We start from the raw sequence: 15,526 nt of genomic DNA, 5'->3' as shown, positions 1-15,526 counted from the left end.
AAGATGCCCCGGTCACGGTCCGATGGCGCACTATGTCCCTCAAGATCAACGCGCTCTGCGTCAACTGCGACGTTTGCGAACCGGCCTGCCCAAATCAGGCCATCTCCATGGGCGAGACGATCTACGTGATCGATCCGGCTCGTTGCACCGAATGCGTCGGCCATTTCGATGAGCCGCAGTGCGTGGTGGTGTGCCCGGTGGAGTGTATCGATCCGGATCCTGCGGTGCCGGAAACCCATCCGCAGTTGCTCGCCAAGCTGGCGCGCTTGCGCCGCGAGAACCCCGAGCTGTATCCGCAAGATACCGGGAGTTGCGCATGAGGCGTCATATTCTTCGTGTTTTGTTGCTTGTCTGGATGCTGATGCCATCGGCGTGGGCGCAGGTGCCGCGCGCCGCGAGCGCCACTGCGCCGGTGGTGCATCCGCCCGGTGACGCGATCGCCAGCGGCCACCACCTCGCCACCGAGGCGGGCCTGCAGATCCTGCGCGAGGGCGGCAATGCCTTCGATGCGGCGGTGGCGGTGTCCTCGACGCTGTCTGTGGTCGAGCCGATCAGTTCCGGTCTTGGTGGTGGCGGTTTCTTTCTCCTCCACGATGCCAGCACGGGCCAGGACACGATGCTGGATGCGCGCGAAGTCGCGCCAGAATCGGCGACGCCGGACAGATTCCTCGACGCCAAGGGCGCACTGGACCACGACCGCTCGGTCAACGGCCCATGGTCCGCTGGTATTCCCGGCCTGCCGGCGGCGCTGGTGGAGTTGGCGACCCGGCATGGTCGGCTGCCGCTGCGGCAGTCGCTGGCGCCAGCAATCCGCATCGCCAGGGAGGGCTTTCCGGTGTACGCGCGCATGGCCGAGGGCTATCAGGCCCGGCGCAAGGTGATGGAGCGTTATCAGGGCACGCGCGAGGTCTATCTACGCCATGGCCGGCCGATTGCCGAGGGCGATCTGTTCAAGCAGCCGGAACTGGCCGTCACCTTGCAGTTGCTGGCCGACAAGGGCTTCGACGGCTTTTATCGTGGCGTCACCGCCAAGAAGCTGCTGGCCGGGGTCAAGCAGGCCGGTGGCCGCTGGACCGCTGACGAGTTGGCCAGCTACAGGGTCAAACAGCGCACCCCGATTCGCTTCGACTACAAGGGCTGGACCATTACCACGGCGCCGCCGCCGTCTTCCGGTGGGATTGCCCTGGCCAGCATGCTGCAGATCCTGGAAGGCTACGACCTCAAGGCGATGGACCCGGTGCACCGTATCCATCTGACGGTGGAAGCGATGCGCCGTGCCTACCGCGACCGTACCTTCTTCCTGGGCGACCCGGATTTCACCGTGGTGCCGCAGCGGGTCTTGCTGAGCAAGGACTATGCGGTCGGCCTGCGCTCGACCATCAACCCGGACAAGGCCACGCCTAGCGACTTGCTGTCGGGTCAGCCGACTCCGCTGGAAGACGATGAGACCACGCATTTTTCGATCATCGACCGCGAAGGTAATCGCGTCGGCGCCACCCAGACGGTCAATCTGTTGTATGGCTCCGGGCTGATTCCCAAGGGCACCGGCGTGCTACTCAACGACGAGATGGACGACTTCGCGCTGCGCCCGGGCACACCCAATGTGTTCGGGGTGATGGGCTATGTGGCCAATGCCCCCAAACCGGGCAAGCGCCCGCTCAGTTCGATGACGCCGACCTTCATGGAGAATGCGGACAAGGCGATCGTACTCGGTACCCCGGGCGGCAGTCGCATCATCACCATGGTCCTGCTCGGCATCCTCGGCTACGACGACGGCCTGGATCCGCAACAGGTCGCCGCGCTGCCGCGCTACCACCACCAGTGGTTGCCGGACACGATCGAGGCCGAGAGCGGCACCTTCGATGCGGCCACCGTGCAGGGGCTGAAGGCGATGGGCCATCCGCTCAAGCTGCCTGGCGACAGTGCCAAGGATGGGCGCGGTTCCAGCCATGTCTGGGGCAATCTGCAGACAGTGGAATGGGACAAACACCGCAACGAGCTGGGTGCCGCCAGCGACCCGCGCAACAAGGTCGGCAGTGCCGAGGTGCAACTGGCAATGCCGGCGCACTGACCATGCGATGCGTGCGGCAGCGGTCCTGGTGCCGAGCTACATGGCTTGCGTCCGGGCAAGCCTGCGCGTCGCGCGGGCGACAACGTTAGCGTTGTTCAGCCGACGCTGCCTTGCCATCGATCTCGCGGAACTCCCACAACTGGCGCAAATGGGTGATCCGGATCGGCTCCTGCGTTGCGACCCAGCTCAGGGCTTGCAGCGAGAACGGATGGCCGGCGACGGGACCAACATGTCTTCGGCGGCAAGGCCGCTGTCGCTGGTCTGGTTACCGTCGAGTACTCTGAAGATGTCCGCACCGCTGTTATTGCACAGTAATGTCTGTTGCCGATGGCCGGCTTTGTCAGCCCGTTAGCGTTGCATCACATCCGAGTCAAGGCCGACCTGTAGCATCAATTGCTAGTGATGTGATCCTGCTTGCCGAACATCGGCATGTGGCTCAGGTGCAGCGTCGTCCCAGCATGAACATATGCCGTGGGTATTGTGGTGTATTGATGATGTGTCAAAGCGATACATTCATGCGGCGGGTTTTCATAGGGTAATGGTCCGTGGGGGGCGGGGCAGGTATTTGCGCGGCACGGCGCCGGCGCCAGAATGGCGCATTCGGCCAGCGTGCTTCCTGTCGATAGAAATGCTCGCGCATGCGCTGGTAGCCTTCGAAACGCGCCAGCATCTGTTGTGCCTGCTCCATCACTGCGGCGTCCTGAGGCCGTTCGAGCACGGCGCAAATGCGCGGGGCGGCTGCGACCGCATCGGCCAATGCCTTGTGCACGCCTTGCGAGGACAGCGGATCGTAGCTGGAGGCCGCATCGCCGATCGCCAGCCAGCGTGCTCCACCGCAGTGGCTCAATCGTGCAGAGCGCGCTTGGCGCGTGGACAGACAGTCTGGTGGTGCCCTGCGCATCCAGCCGACGGTGGCACCGATATGGTGGGTTTTTGCCAACTGTACCGACCATCGCGCGGGTTCTTGCAGACGCTGTTCGCGCAGGACCGCCGCATCGGTGGCGAGGACGACGATGGCTTCGCCGGACGTCAGCGGTGCCGCATACCACCAGCCATAGTCGACCGCTTCGAGCAGCGAGCGTTGCCCGAGTTTCCTCGTGGTGTCCACCGGCAACAGCGCGGCAAGGCAAATCAGGCGATCACCGGTGACGCGTTCGGCGCCCAGCGCCTGTGCCAGCCGTGCGCGTTGGCCGCTGGCATCGACGGCGAAACGGGCATGCAGCGTGGTCAGCGCCGCACCGTGCGAGCGCAAGCGCAGTCGCAGGCCATCCGGGTCCGCGTCGGAGACACTCTCCAGGCGGGTATGCAAGCGCACGCTGGTACCGCCGCTGCGCGCCTGTTGCAGCAGGAACGCATCGAAATCGCGGCGATCCACCTGCCAACCGGGCCCGTGTGGATCGAACAGGAAGTCGTTGTAGCCCAACGTTTGCGCGCCCCATGACGAGGCGTTGCCGATGCATCTGCGCATGTCCAGCGCAGCGAAGGTATCGGCCACGCCCAGCGCATGCAGCAGCAGGCCGGTCGCTGGCGGCAGGCTCTCGCCGTAACGCGGGTGCTGGCCGTCGCCTGCATCGATCAGCACCACGCTGCCGACGCCGGCACGGCGCAACGCGATGGCCGCCGCGCATCCCGCCGGCCCTGCGCCGATGACCGCCACGTCGCAGTGGGTATTCATGCTTCAAGTGTCCGCGCTGTTGGAATTCATCGGCCAGGGCGCGATCTCCGGTTCGTCCAGTTGACTGGCCACTTCCAGGTACATGTCCGGGCTGTAGCGGATATCGCCGGCGATCGCGCTGCCCTGGATGACGAAGCCGATGCGGTGCCAGTTGTTCACCATGTCGATATGGTTTTGGAAGCGGCCAGCGTTACTCAGATCGTCGGATGTGGTGCCCGCACCGCGAATGGAATAGCGTTGCGGGCCTGGCTTGCCGTCCCTGACATCGGTGGCCACATGCACGGTGAATGGGCGCTGTGCTGGCCAGGCCCAGTAAAGTGTGGTGCTGTTGTCCGGATTCGGGTCGGCAGTGAACGTCGCGCAGGCGTTGTAGTCGGTTTGCCAAGGAACCGACATGAACTTGGAGAGGTCGCCTGGCTCCAGCGGCGCGGGGTCGATGCCATCCGGACCGGGTTGGTAGGGGATATAGCCAACGCTCAGAAATGGCTGGCCGTATTGCACGCTGGCGTAGTCCATCGCACGTGCTCGAATTCGGAATGGCCCGCAGCCGCTGCTTTGCCAGTCGGCGCGGTAGAGCGCCGGATCGCGCACGACGAAAGTCATCTCGATGCCGGGAGCGAAGCTTCCGCCCTGGCAGTTGACCATCACTGCGCGGTCCAGGTACTCGCCAGGCCCGAATTCGATCTGCGCCTCGGCCTCGAATTCGCCGCGGTTCCACTGGCTGAGGAAAAAGTATTGGGTCTGCGTCACCGTCAGGAACGCTTTGCCAACGTCACCCATCGCCAAGGGCATGAACGGTGCGCCGATGTTCGATTGCGCCGCTGGGTTTGGATCGCGCACGTAGGCCAGCCCATTCATGATCGTCTCGGCCGGTGCGTTGTGTGCGCTGATCGCGCCGACGGCGTCGTGCGCGGCGATCGCGCGCTGCGGCAGGTTACTATTCCAGCGTTGCAGTGCCGGCGCGCGAAAGATCGGTTGCAAGTGATCTGCGAACGATGGCCGGAACTTGGAGTCGAAGCGATTCTTGAACAGAGACGGCACTAATTTCATGCGCCTGACCCAGGTGTCGTAGATGTCGTCCCACAGGCTCACCACGTTCAGTGCCTGGGGGGCGTAGCTCGGATCGGTGGTGATGGCCCAGGCCGGCACCACCTCGGCGATGCTGTCGTCATCGAACACGATCAGCGCCGAGACCGGGCCGTCGCCGGTGTCGTCGAACCAGCCGTCGGCATTGACGTCGCCATATTCGTTCGGGGCGATCACGCCGCTGAGCAACGGGAACGGCGTACCGTCCGCTTGCAGCCAACTGCAGGCGCGACCAAAGCCCGGCAACACCAGCAGGCGGCCCCGCGCGTCGGTGCGCAGCTCGCCCAGTGTCTCGATCTTGCCGGTGGGGGTATAGAGCTTGGCGAACCCATCGTCCGGAAACGATTTGGGGTAGTAGGGCATCGGCCGGATGGTCGTGTCGGCATCTGCATAGCTGGCGACGGTCGCCTTGTCCAGATGCACACCCTCCGATTGTGTGCCACGAATGGCCCGCGGACCGGGATCGATCACAAGCTTCTTCAGGCGCGCGGCGTTGTTCGGATCGCTGCCCTCGGCGGCATTGCGCAGGCGTAGCTGCGCGGCGTTGGCCGATTCGTAGACCGCTATGCCGAGCTCGTCATTGAGTACGTGCGCGTTGGCTTTCTTGTTGGCAAGGTGCACGGTCCAGACGATATCGCGCACCCGTTTGTTGCCCACTTTCGTGCCCACGACCACTTCGTTGCCGGCGCCACTGGGATAGTTGTCGCTGCTGCCGGATGGATAGTGATAGATGCGGAACCGCGCTGCCTGCCGCTTCATGCGGCCGCTGCGGTCGCGCAGATCGTTGCTGGAGATGACCTCGGCCTCGGTATCCGGCTTGATCGGCAGGCCGCCGCTGACATTCGGATTGCCGGTGTCGATCCCTTCGGGGATAGGCAAGCCCGCCATCGTTTCCGGTCCGAGATAAAACTCTTCGCTGTTGCCTACCCGCGCGATGCCGAACGCCGGATGGATGCGAAACACTGCCTTGGATATCGACATAGGCGCCTCTTAGGAAAAACGTGGGATTGCGTTGTGCTGCCAGCACGACAGCACATCGCCGCCGAGTTTTGCCATTTGCACGCCGAATGCGGGGGGGATCTGTTCGCCGCGGAAAATTCCATTCAATGTCCCAAGGAACGAAGCGAAATCTCGGATCAGTATCTGCTGTGCCGCATATCCCGGCGTATCTTTTGCGGGGTTGGCTTGCCCGCTATAGGTGTCTGGACATTGTGGCAAGCAGCGCACGTAGTCGAACTTCTGGAAGTGCGACCAAGCGTTGTGGAAGCTGTCGGCGGTGCTCTGGTATGGCGCGGTCACGGTTTCGTTTGCCTCAGTCTGGCCTTCGCCCTGATCCATGATGATGTCGGTCAGGGTCAGTGCCTGACGAAAGCCGGCGTCGCCATATTCGCTCACTGTCAGGTTGCCGGCTTTCTGGTAGAACGGGCCGAACTCGTCCATTTGGCGCACGCCGCCCTGCACATGCTGGCGAAGTTCCGCCATGCCGTTGCGCAGTGCAGCGTAGAACTCGCCGATCGAACCGTATTTCTGTTGTGTGTCGGACAGGTCCGGCTCGCGTTCTGTCAGCCATTGCGGATATTCGATCAGGCACATGGTGTTGATGCGCGTCGCGTCCAGCGGCCCCAGTTCGGCGCTATATGGGTTGAATTCCTCGGTAGGGTTGGGCGTGTCTAAGTTGAAGTCCAGATGCGGGACCGCAGTGCCTTGATAGACAGGTATGGTCAGCGTTGGTGAATAGCCGTAGGCATTGGCGATGTTGCTGACCAGTTGTACATGCAGCATTTCCTGGTATACCGCCGACTGGATCAGCCGGTAGGGGACCGAACTGACGTCCTTGATCGAGTAAAGCACGGTTAGGTAGTAGGGGATGGTCCACAGTTCCAGGTCCATCGCCCCTTGCAGGTGCTGGTACAGCAATGGCTTGTTCCAGGTCAGCGGCGTGGCGAGCGTTCGTTGTTTCATGGGGTCTCTTTGGAACTTTGGTTGAGCGTCGGGGGATTGCTTAGCCTGCTGAACCCGAAGCTGTTGTCGCCGGGTGAGTTGGTCTTCACCTTTGCAACTGGCCGGGATCGCATTGCTGGAGATGACGACGACGATATGGCAGACGAGACAACTAGGCTGCGACCGCGATGGGTTTGGCGAGTCGCTGTGGCTGTTCTGGAAATAGGTTTCCAGCTTGGTATTTGCCAAGTTGCCGAGGCCGGCCGTTGCGGATCGGTGCCGGACTGCGGTGTCAGCAGCGTATCGGCGATCATCGTGGACTAACATCACTACATTACGCTGACCAGCTAAGCATTGAGTATGCTGACTATCATCGGCGCTAGGTAGACAAGGTGAGTAGGGCAGGTTCAACTCTGGATCGCAACAGCGGTGTTCGTGAAGTGGTCCGGGCGACCTGATCTGGACCACTTCACGGCCGAGTGGAGTTGCCCATGTCATCCAGACGCCTGAATCTGTCAGCACCATACCGTCTCCATGCGCTGTAAAAATCGGCAGTCGATGCGTGCCGTCGCTGAGGTATATGAGCGTACCCCGAGCACGATCAGCCACCAACTGTGTCGCAACCAGAACGCGCGATGCCATTTCAAAACCCCCTTCGGAGCTTTCGCCGAGGGGGGGGCTCAACTGCATTGCGAATTACTGCGGCGGGCACTGCATTTTGTTGCACAAGGAATGCACCATTGAGGCCAGTGTGGATTTGGTGCCGACCCGCAGCGATTGGAGGTGAGTCCGCATTGGTGCAGATGCGCCAATGCCGATGCGTTAGCATTTGGCAATGAAACTCTGGTCGATCCAAGGTAATTCTCAGAAACTCGATGGCGGCGCCATGTTCGGCAACGCGCCAAAGGCGATGTGGCAGCAATGGGCTGCACCCGATGACAGCAACCGCATCGCCTTGGCCTGCCGCGCGTTGTTGGCAAGCCCACTGGCCGGTAAGACGGTGTTGTTCGAGACCGGTATCGGTGCGTTCTTTCCACCCGCGCTGCGTGAGCGCTATGGCGTGCTGGAGGCGCATCATGTGTTGCTGGAGTCGTTGCAGGCAGCCGGCTTTGCGCACGACGACATCGACGTGGTGGTGCTGAGTCATCTGCATTTCGACCATGCCGGTGGTTTGCTGGCACCCTGGCGCGAGGGAGCCGCGCCGCAGTTGCTGTTTCCCAATGCGCGCTTCTTGGTGGGAACGGCGCACTGGCAGCGCGCGGTGCAGCCGCATCCACGCGACCGGGCCAGTTTCATCCCAGAACTGCCTGGATTGCTCCAGGCCAGCGGTCGCCTGGAACTGGTCGACGGTGCGTACTCGCAGACCTTGGGCGAGGCGGTGCGGTTCCGTTTCAGCGACGGACATACGCCGGGGCTGATGCTGGCCGAGATCGTCGGTCCCGCCGATGCCGGCGATGGTCAGGCGCACGGCGGGATGGCGTTCTGCGCCGACCTGATTCCGGGCCGCTCCTGGGTGCATGTGCCGATCACCATGGGCTACGATCGCAACGCCGAACTGCTGATCGACGAGAAGCGCGCGTTCTTGGAGGATGCGCTAGCCCGCGACGTGCGTCTGTTCTTCACCCACGATCCGGATTGTGCGTTGGCGCACTTGCAGCGCGATGCCAAGGGGCGTTTCGTGACCACGCACGCACTCCCGGCGCTGCAGGCACACGCGCTGGCAGGCTGAGCGTCGCCATGGCAGGGTGGACGGCGACGGCGTGCTTGCAGCCGTCATCGTGGCCGGCGAGTATCAGCATATGAAACGATCCCATCACCTATGGTTCTTGTCCCTGGTCTGCCTGCTCGTTGGCGGTTGCGCGTTGCGTGCCGACGAGGCCACGCCATCGCCGATTCGGCTCAATCAGGTCGGTTTCCTGCCGGCTGCCAGCAAGCTGGCGGTGGTGCCGGATGGTCATGGCACCGCGTTCGTGGTGGAGCGTGCTGACTCGGGCGAGGTGGTGTTGCGCGGTACCCTCGGCGCTGCGGCGCTCTGGCCACCTGCGCAGGAGACGGTACGGATCGCCGATTTCTCTACCTTGCGCGCCCCTGGTCGCTACCGTCTACGGGTGGACGGTTTGAAGCCATCGGACGATTTCGCCATCGCCGAGAACGCCTACGACGCGCTCGCGCGCGCCGCGCTCAAGGCCTATTACTACAATCGTGCCAGTACCGCGCTGTCCGGCGAGTACGCCGGACGCCACGCGCGCGCGTCCGGCCATCCCGACGACCACGTGCTCATCCATGTTTCGGCGGCGTCGCCTGCACGTCCGGCCGGTACCGTGATCGCCGCGCCAAAGGGCTGGTACGACGCTGGCGATTACAACAAGTACGTGGTCAATTCCGGTATCACCGTCTACACCTTGCTGGCCGCCTACGAGCAGTTCCCCGCGTATTTCGCCACGCACAAGGAAGGTATTCCCGGCAGCGGCGGCGGAGTGCCGGATATCCTGCGCGAAGTCGACTGGAACCTGCAGTGGTTGTTGGCGATGCAGGACCCGCACGACGGCGGCGTCTACCACAAACTGACCAACCTGGATTTCTCCGGCATGCAGATGCCGGATCAGGCGAACGCGCCGCGCTATGTTGTGCAGAAAAGCACCGCGGCCACGCTCGACTTCGCGGCGGTGATGGCGCAGGCCAGTCGCATCTACGCGCCGTTCGATGCGCAATTCGGCGGGGTGTCCGCGCGCATGCTCAAAGCCGCGCGCCACGCCTGGGCCTGGGCGCAGGCGCACCCGGATGCGGTCTATCGGCAACCGCCCGATGTGCATACCGGCGGTTACGATGACGAGCACTTCGACGACGAGTTCGCCTGGGCCGCCACCGAGTTATATCTGGCCACCGCCGACAACGCGTATTACGACGCGGCGATGGCGCGCCATGTGCCGGTCAACGTGCCGGATTGGCGCGATGTTGGCGGTTTGGCCTGGATGTCACTGGCGCAGCATCGCGCGCGGTTGACCCCGCATGCCGACCAAGCGCGCATTGCCAGTGAGATCGAAGGCTTGGCCGACCATCTGACGCAGGTCTGGCAACACTCGGCTTGGCGGATCGCGATGACCTCGCAGGATTTCCAATGGGGCAGCAACAGCGCTGTGCTGGGGCAGGCGATGTTGTTACTGCAGGCCTATCAGCTGCAGCACAAGCCAGAGTACCTGCAGGCCGCACAGTCGCAATTGGACTACGTGCTCGGGCGCAACCCACTTGGGATGTCCTTCGTCACCGGCATCGGTGCGCGTTCGCCGATGCACATCCATCACCGCATTTCCATCGCCGATGGCCTCGCCACGCCGGTGCCCGGCCTGCTCGTCGGCGGTCCGCAGCCGGGCCAGCAGGATGCACAGATGTGCAAGCATGCCTACACCTCGACGCTGCCGGCGCTGTCCTACCTGGACAAGGAGTGTAGCTACGCGACCAACGAAGTGGCGATCAACTGGAATGCCCCGTTGGTGTACGTCAGCACGGCGGTGCAGGTGTTGCAACGCTGAATGATCGTTGTGCGCCAATGTCACGCTGCCGCGGGAGGTCATGCGCTGTGATCTGCGCCCTGGCATGTGACCTCAGCCCGAACGGGTGAACAGGTGCCCGGCGTGTGCGTTGCTCGGATCGCGCACCGGCCGAGCGTTGTCGCATGTGGGCTCAGGCCGCCGAGGTTTGCGCTATCTGCGGTCCTTCGCGCAACGCGCGGCCGATCAGGCCGATCAGCAGATCCAGTTCCTCGCTGTCCATCGCGAAATGCGGGGTGAAGCGTAGCGAATTCTCGCCACCATGGATGACGTTGACGCCGTGCTGGCGTAGCCATTGCTCGGTGGAGTCTGCGCCGCAACACTTGAACTGCGGTGCCAGCGCACAGGAGAACAGCAGGCCGGTGCCCTGGACATGCGTGATCGCGCCGCCGAGTTGCGCCTTGAGCCTGTCCAGTTTTCGCACTGCTTCGGCCCCGCGTTCGCGAATGTTGGCGCGCAATTGCGGGGTCAGTTGCGTCAGGGTGGCGGTGGCGACCTCCAGCGCGCGAGGATTGGTGGTCATGGTGTTGCCGTAGGTCCCCTTGCGGTACACCTGGGAGGCGGATTGGGTGAGTGCCAGCACCGACAGCGGATATTGCGCGGCGTTGAGCGCCTTGGAATAGGTTTCCATGTCAGGCGGATCGAGTCGCTCGAAGCCGGGATAGTCCACGATCGACAACACGCCGTGCGCGCGCAGCCCGGCCTGGATCGAATCGATCAGTAACAGGCTGCCATGCGCGCGGGTGAGTTCGCGCGCGGCGGCGTAGAAGTCCGTTGGCAGCGCGCGTCCGGGGTCGCCTTCGCCCATCACCGGTTCCAGGAAGACCGCCTCGACGAACCAGTCGTGCCGCGCGGCGTCGGCAAAGACACGACACAGTGCGTCCACGTCGTAGGGCGCGATTGCGATCAGCGAGTCTTCACCGCGATAGCTGGCCAGGTGCCGCAGATAAGTCTTGCGGCTGGAATCGGAGTACAGGCCGGGGCGGTCGGTGCGGCCGTGGAAGCTGCCCTTCACCACGACACGTTTGATCTTGGCGCCGGCATGGCGCGCGCCGGGATCGGTCTGCAGTTTGGCATTGATGTCGGCGATACGCGCGGCCAGGCCGACGGCTTCGGACCCGGAGTTGAGGCACATGAATTTGCTGTACGGGCAGCCGCCAAGGCTGTGGCCGATTTCCGCGCGCAGCGCGCGGGTCAGGCGCAGTTGCGACACGCTGGGGGTCATCACGTTGGCCATCATCTGCGGCCGCGCCATCGCCTCCAGCACTGCCTCCGGGGTGTGGCCGAAGCCGAGCATGCCGTAGCCGCCGGCGTCGTACAGCACCGCGCCTTTCAGTGTGACGACCCATGGGCCGCGCGCGGTCAGTGGCACATAGGGGGTCACCGCGTCGTCGGCGTAAAAATTCACCAAGCCCGCTTGTATGGTGCGCATCTGCGCCACCTCGTCGAGGTCGAGCAGATCGCCGAACTCCCTGATAAGGTGATCATGTTCGACCGCCGCCGCCGTGATCGCCGCGCTAAGCTGCGGATGCGAGGCCGCCAGACGGAGAATGTCGGCATCGTCCAAGCCGTGCGTCAGGCGTTCGCCGGCATGGGCGCGGAGCGAGGCGAGAAGGCTGAGTACGCTCATGAAGTTCTCCTGATGACGGATCGTCCAGCGGTTAGCCCTGAGTCCATTATCCGAATGGGGCCGTCGAGTGACAGCGTTGATTTGCTGGGGAAATAAGGTAATTTCGTCGAATCGACGAAATGGGTTGCCATGAAGATCACGGCCTCAGACGAACGCCTGCTGTCGCTTCTGCGCGAGGATGCGCGCGCATCCACCGCGCAGATCGCGCGTCGGCTCGGCGTGTCGCGTACCACGGTGCAGAGCCGGATCGAGCGCCTGGAGCGGGAGGGGGTGATTTGCGGCTATGCCGTGCGTACCCGCGACGACTACGAACAGGGCGCGATCCGTGCGCATATCCTCATCACCGTGTCGCCGAAAAAAATGACCTCGGTGGTCAAGGCGCTGCGCGAGATCGATGCGCTGCGCGTGTTGCATTCGGTCAGTGGTTCCTACGACCTGATCGCGCTGGGTGTGGTGCCGGCGGTCAACGAGATGGACGAACTGACCGACCGCATCGGCGCGTTGGATGGGGTGGAGCGCACCACCTCGTCGATCATCCTGGCGACCAAGTTCGAGCGTTGAGCCGTGGCGCCTGGCACTGCGATTGCGTTTAGAGCCGCTCTCGCATGGGGGTACCCGGCGGCGATGCCGTTGCCGGCTACAATGCTCGGCCCTGGTTCTGCGATTCGCCGGCCTTGAAGAAATCCGATTTCCACTACGACCTGCCCGAGGAGCTGATCGCGCAGGCGCCGTTGGCCGAGCGCTCGGCCAGTCGTCTGTTGTGTGTGCCGCCGGCTCCAGCGCCATTTCAGGACCGTCAGGTGCGCGACTTGCCGCAGTTGCTGCGTGCGGGCGACCTGTTGATTTTCAACGATACGCGGGTGATCCCGGCGCGTTTGTTCGGGCAGAAGCACAGCGGCGGGCGGGTCGAGATCCTGATCGAGCGCCTGCTCGGTGGTCAGTGCGCGCGCGCGCAACTTGGCGTGAGCAAGTCGCCCAAGGTCGGTGCGCGCATCGCCCTGGACGCTGGCGGCGAGGCGGAGGTGCTGAGCCGCGATGGCGTGTTCTACCAGTTGCGGTTCCATGTCGATGGCACGTTGGAACACTGGCTGCAGCAGGCCGGGCGGCTGCCGTTGCCACCGTATATCCGGCGCGAGCCGGGGTTGGAGGATCGCGAGCGCTACCAAACGGTGTTCGCGCGCGAGGCCGGTGCCGTCGCCGCGCCGACCGCAGGGCTGCATTTCGATGTGCCGCTGTTGCAGGAACTGCAGGCAGGTGGCGTGGAGGTCGGCCACATCACCCTGCATGTCGGTGCCGGGACCTTTCAGCCGGTGCGCGTGGAGGCGCTGGAACAGCATCGGATGCACCGCGAATGGCTCAACGTCGGCGCTAGTCTGGTCGAGCAGGTCCGCCGCACCCGCGCCGCTGGCGGGCGCGTGATCGCGGTCGGAACCACGGTGGTGCGCGCGCTGGAAAGCGCGTCCAAGGACGGCGAGTTGCATCCGTTCGCCGGCGAGACGCAGATCTTCATCCTGCCCGGTTACCGTATCCGCAGCGTCGATGCGATGGTGACCAATTTCCATTTGCCGGAAAGCACGTTGATGATGATGGTCGCTGCCTTCGCTGGCCGCGAGCGGATCTTCGATGCCTACCGTCACGCGATTGCGCAGCGCTACCGCTTTTTCAGCTACGGCGATGCCATGTTGTTGTGGAGTGCGCAGGCGTCCCTGGCCGAGGTGGAGTCCTAGCGCCTCGTTGCCGTTGCGGTGTCCATTGCTGTTTCCCATTTCCGCTTTTTCGCCTTCCAGCGCCATGTCCCGATTGCAGTTTCAACTCCACACCACCGATGGCGCCGCGCGCCGCGGTCGCCTGACTTTCCCGCGCGGGACCGTGGAGACGCCCGCGTTCATGCCGGTCGGCACCTACGGCTCGGTCAAGGGTGTGCTGCCCGAGCAGATCAAAGCGCTGGGGGCACAGATCATTCTCGGCAACACCTTCCACTTGTATCTGCGGCCGGGTTTGCAGGTGATTGGCGACCATGGCGGCCTGCACGGCTTCGCTCGCTGGGATGGGCCGATCCTGACCGATTCCGGTGGATTCCAGGTGTTCTCGCTGGCGCATCGGCGCAAGATCAGCGAGCAGGGCGTGACCTTCGCCGCCCCCACCGATGGCGCCAAGGTGTTCCTCGGCCCGGAGGAGAGCATGCAGATTCAGCAGGTGCTCGACTCGGACATCGTGATGATTTTCGACGAGTGCACGCCATACCCGGCCACAGAAGACGTGGCGCGGCGCTCGATGGAGCTGAGCCTGCGCTGGGCGCAGCGCTCGCGCAACGCGCACGACGCGCTGGGCAATGATGCGGCGTTGTTCGGTATCGTCCAGGGTGGCGTGCATGCGGACCTGCGCAGCCGTTCGATCGAGGGCTTGCAGACGATTGGGTTCGACGGCTACGCAATCGGTGGCTTGGCGGTGGGCGAGCCGGAGCACGAGCGCAACGCCATGCTCGAACACCTGCACCCGCAGTTGCCGGCCGACCGTCCGCGCTACCTGATGGGCGTGGGACGCCCGGAGGACCTGGTCGAGGGCGTGGCCCGTGGCGTGGACATGTTCGATTGCGTGATGCCGACCCGCAATGCGCGCAATGGCCATTACTTCACTTCCTTCGGCACGGTGCGCATCCGCAACGCCAAATACGAGCGCGACCTGGACCCGATCGAGCCGGGTTGTGGTTGCTATGCCTGCAGCAACGGCTATACGCGTGCCTATCTGCGCCATCTGGATCGCTGTAACGAGATGCTGGCGCCGATGCTGGGAACCTTGCATAACCTCTGGTACTACCAAAATCTCATGGCGCAGATGCGTGCTGCGATTGCGGCAGGAACCTTTGCCCAGTTCAGGCGGTCCTTCTATATGGCGCGCGGGGTCGAGGCGACACCGCTTCCATCGGAGTAGTCGGTCAGGCTTTTCGTCGCGCGCGTGGGCAGGCGGTCGTACTGCGTTGTGACGTTCTGCTCGTCTCGGATGGCGTGCTTCTGCGGAACCGCATTCGCCTTTGTCCCGGGGCAGGGTAGGCTCCGGTGGCGGTTTGGGAGAGTGAAGGCAGATCGTGGCATAATCGGCGGCTGCTTGCTGCCTCCCGGCAAACCAGCGCTCCGCCCCCTGAGGGCGCGGGCTGCACAAACTTATAGGACATACCCGATGAATCCGCTCGATTTCCTGATTCCCGCCGCCCAAGCACAGACCGCCGGCGGCACCGCATCTGCCGGTGGTGGTCTGCAGATGTTCCTGTTGCCCGTCATCCTGATTGCGGTGATGTACTTCGCGATGATCCGCCCGCAGATGAAGCGGCAGAAAGAACACAAGTCGATGCTGGACAAGCTCGGTCGCGGCGACGAGGTCATTACCTCCGGTGGCGTGGCCGGCGTGGTCGTGGACATCGGCGACAACTTCATCACCGTGGAAGTGGCCGACAACGTGCGCATCCGTGTGCAGAAGGGTGCCATCAGCAACGTGCTGCCGAAGGGCACGCTGAAGTCCGCCTGATCCATTCCTCCTACTGCTAGGCGCGACGCCGGCGTGGCGTCGTGCGGGGTCCC

The 15,526-nt window shown here is 63.7% G+C and carries 12 protein-coding genes; 8 read left to right on the top strand and 4 right to left on the bottom strand.

Translation table 11 applies throughout. The features are described from left to right. The first annotated feature begins 32 nt into the window (after positions 1 to 32). Entirely contained in the window at positions 33 to 320 is a 288-nt protein-coding gene (locus XANALMUS060_RS07835; RefSeq protein WP_045737908.1) for a YfhL family 4Fe-4S dicluster ferredoxin, read from the top strand. Then, positions 317 to 2,071: a gamma-glutamyltransferase gene (gene ggt, locus XANALMUS060_RS07830; protein ID WP_045737907.1), complete on the top strand. Its 1,755-nt coding sequence runs from the start codon at positions 317 to 319 to the stop codon at positions 2,069 to 2,071. Before XANALMUS060_RS07835 ends, ggt begins: the two co-directional genes overlap by 4 nt. A gap of 499 nt (positions 2,072 to 2,570) precedes the next feature. Here ggt and XANALMUS060_RS07825 read toward each other — a convergent pair whose 3' ends face one another. From XANALMUS060_RS07825 to XANALMUS060_RS21225, 3 genes are read right to left on the bottom strand one after another with little or no spacing between them, the layout of a single operon-like run. Then, on the bottom strand, positions 2,571 to 3,746 hold the full coding sequence (locus XANALMUS060_RS07825; protein ID WP_045737906.1) for an FAD-dependent monooxygenase: 1,176 nt from the start codon (positions 3,744 to 3,746) through the stop codon (positions 2,571 to 2,573). A 3-nt stretch (positions 3,747 to 3,749) separates the two neighbouring features. Then, positions 3,750 to 5,813 carry a LodA/GoxA family CTQ-dependent oxidase gene (locus XANALMUS060_RS07820; RefSeq protein ID WP_161795392.1) on the bottom strand — a complete coding sequence of 688 codons (2,064 nt, stop codon included), beginning with the start codon at positions 5,811 to 5,813 and terminating at the stop codon, positions 3,750 to 3,752. Between the two features lie 9 nt (positions 5,814 to 5,822). Continuing rightward, positions 5,823 to 7,463, bottom strand: a complete 1,641-nt coding sequence (locus tag XANALMUS060_RS21225; protein ID WP_200894022.1) for a ferritin-like protein — start codon at positions 7,461 to 7,463, stop codon at positions 5,823 to 5,825. Positions 7,464 to 7,608: 145 nt separating this feature from the next. Here XANALMUS060_RS21225 and XANALMUS060_RS07805 point away from each other — a divergent pair, with 145 nt between their 5' ends. After that, positions 7,609 to 8,502, top strand: a complete 894-nt coding sequence (locus tag XANALMUS060_RS07805; RefSeq protein WP_045737903.1) for an MBL fold metallo-hydrolase — start codon at positions 7,609 to 7,611, stop codon at positions 8,500 to 8,502. 70 nt (positions 8,503 to 8,572) lie between these two features. Continuing rightward, the gene (locus XANALMUS060_RS07800; RefSeq protein ID WP_082064984.1) at positions 8,573 to 10,303 is read left to right on the top strand and encodes a glycoside hydrolase family 9 protein; all 1,731 of its coding nucleotides are present in this window, start codon (positions 8,573 to 8,575) and stop codon (positions 10,301 to 10,303) included. Positions 10,304 to 10,454: 151 nt separating this feature from the next. Here XANALMUS060_RS07800 and XANALMUS060_RS07795 read toward each other — a convergent pair whose 3' ends face one another. Continuing rightward, positions 10,455 to 11,951: an aminotransferase class III-fold pyridoxal phosphate-dependent enzyme gene (locus XANALMUS060_RS07795; RefSeq protein WP_045737902.1), complete on the bottom strand. Its 1,497-nt coding sequence runs from the start codon at positions 11,949 to 11,951 to the stop codon at positions 10,455 to 10,457. A gap of 129 nt (positions 11,952 to 12,080) precedes the next feature. Between XANALMUS060_RS07795 and XANALMUS060_RS07790 the strand changes: the two genes are divergently transcribed. The 4 genes from XANALMUS060_RS07790 to yajC all read left to right on the top strand — a co-directional run bounded on the left by XANALMUS060_RS07790 (position 12,081) and on the right by yajC (position 15,473). Then, complete coding sequence (locus XANALMUS060_RS07790; RefSeq protein WP_045737901.1) at positions 12,081 to 12,512, top strand: Lrp/AsnC family transcriptional regulator; 432 nt, start codon at positions 12,081 to 12,083, stop codon at positions 12,510 to 12,512. 113 nt (positions 12,513 to 12,625) lie between these two features. Beyond that, the gene (queA, locus tag XANALMUS060_RS07785) at positions 12,626 to 13,678 is read left to right on the top strand and encodes a tRNA preQ1(34) S-adenosylmethionine ribosyltransferase-isomerase QueA (RefSeq protein ID WP_045737987.1); all 1,053 of its coding nucleotides are present in this window, start codon (positions 12,626 to 12,628) and stop codon (positions 13,676 to 13,678) included. Between the two features lie 64 nt (positions 13,679 to 13,742). Continuing rightward, the gene (gene tgt, locus XANALMUS060_RS07780) at positions 13,743 to 14,882 is read left to right on the top strand and encodes a tRNA guanosine(34) transglycosylase Tgt (RefSeq protein ID WP_045727823.1); all 1,140 of its coding nucleotides are present in this window, start codon (positions 13,743 to 13,745) and stop codon (positions 14,880 to 14,882) included. 246 nt (positions 14,883 to 15,128) lie between these two features. After that, entirely contained in the window at positions 15,129 to 15,473 is a 345-nt protein-coding gene (yajC, locus tag XANALMUS060_RS07775) for a preprotein translocase subunit YajC (protein WP_045737900.1), read from the top strand. Positions 15,474 to 15,526: the final 53 nt, after the last annotated feature.

The sequence above is a fragment of the Xanthomonas sp. MUS 060 genome (assembly GCF_000963215.1).
Taxonomy (GTDB): Bacteria; Pseudomonadota; Gammaproteobacteria; order Xanthomonadales; family Xanthomonadaceae; genus Xanthomonas_A.
The sequence above is the reverse complement of the archived record's forward strand: the minus strand, read 5'-3'. Positions and strand labels throughout refer to the sequence as shown.

Excerpts from the sequence above, each read along its gene's own strand:
- tgt (WP_045727823.1), top strand. The coding sequence starts at position 13,743 with ATGTCCCGATTGCAGTTTCAACTCCACACCACCGATGGCGCCGCGCGC.
- XANALMUS060_RS07825 (WP_045737906.1), bottom strand. The coding sequence starts at position 3,746 with ATGAATACCCACTGCGACGTGGCGGTCATCGGCGCAGGGCCGGCGGGA.
- XANALMUS060_RS07805 (WP_045737903.1), top strand. The coding sequence starts at position 7,609 with ATGAAACTCTGGTCGATCCAAGGTAATTCTCAGAAACTCGATGGCGGC.
- ggt (WP_045737907.1), top strand. The coding sequence starts at position 317 with ATGAGGCGTCATATTCTTCGTGTTTTGTTGCTTGTCTGGATGCTGATG.
- XANALMUS060_RS07795 (WP_045737902.1), bottom strand. The coding sequence starts at position 11,951 with ATGAGCGTACTCAGCCTTCTCGCCTCGCTCCGCGCCCATGCCGGCGAA.
- yajC (WP_045737900.1), top strand. The coding sequence starts at position 15,129 with ATGAATCCGCTCGATTTCCTGATTCCCGCCGCCCAAGCACAGACCGCC.
- XANALMUS060_RS07835 (WP_045737908.1), top strand. The coding sequence starts at position 33 with ATGTCCCTCAAGATCAACGCGCTCTGCGTCAACTGCGACGTTTGCGAA.
- XANALMUS060_RS07790 (WP_045737901.1), top strand. The coding sequence starts at position 12,081 with ATGAAGATCACGGCCTCAGACGAACGCCTGCTGTCGCTTCTGCGCGAG.
- XANALMUS060_RS07820 (WP_161795392.1), bottom strand. The coding sequence starts at position 5,813 with ATGTCGATATCCAAGGCAGTGTTTCGCATCCATCCGGCGTTCGGCATC.
- XANALMUS060_RS07800 (WP_082064984.1), top strand. The coding sequence starts at position 8,573 with ATGAAACGATCCCATCACCTATGGTTCTTGTCCCTGGTCTGCCTGCTC.
- XANALMUS060_RS21225 (WP_200894022.1), bottom strand. The coding sequence starts at position 7,463 with ATGCAGTTGAGCCCCCCCCTCGGCGAAAGCTCCGAAGGGGGTTTTGAA.